Origin of the sequence: Mesorhizobium sp. M7A.F.Ca.CA.002.04.1.1 (assembly GCF_004022805.1) — a bacterium.
In the GTDB taxonomy this organism is placed as follows: Bacteria; Pseudomonadota; Alphaproteobacteria; order Rhizobiales; family Rhizobiaceae; genus Mesorhizobium; species Mesorhizobium ciceri.
The window spans coordinates 1-442 of record NZ_RZPL01001322.1 but is presented as its reverse complement, the minus strand read 5'-3'; the positions used below and the strand labels follow the sequence as shown (position 1 = coordinate 442).

At 57.2% G+C, this 442-nt stretch carries 1 pseudogene; it reads left to right on the top strand.

The features are described from left to right. Positions 1-247: 247 nt before the first annotated feature. Positions 248-442, top strand: a pseudogene (locus ENZ75_RS34010) (Flp pilus assembly protein CpaB); the annotation flags it as partial.

The following is a 442-nucleotide window of genomic DNA, read 5'->3' as shown; positions in this document are numbered from 1 at the left end:
GATGATATGGGCGCTGGCCAGGCTGGCGGCCTGACCACGATATTATTTTATTGTCTGTCAGCATTGCCGAGACCCCGTTCTCAACGGGGTCGGCCCGGCTGTTTTGGCCGGTCCGGCTATAGTCCGGCTAATTTATGTAAACGTTAAATTAATCACGATCGTAAGCATTACATTAACCTTGTTTTGACGATTGCCGCTGCAAAGTCCGGCTTGGCTACGTGGTTTGCCAGGGCAAGGGTTCGGACAGATGCCAGCATCGCGATTGATAATTCTGAGCGTGGCGGTGGCCGCGGCGGGTGGCGCTGGCTATGTCGCGAAGAACATGGTGGCACCGCCGCCCCAGGTCGTCGTTGATTCCGCTCCCCAGGCCCCGGCAGTGGCACTCCAGGATGTGCTTGTGCTTTCAGGCGACGTTCCGATGGGCAGCCCGATCCAAAACAAC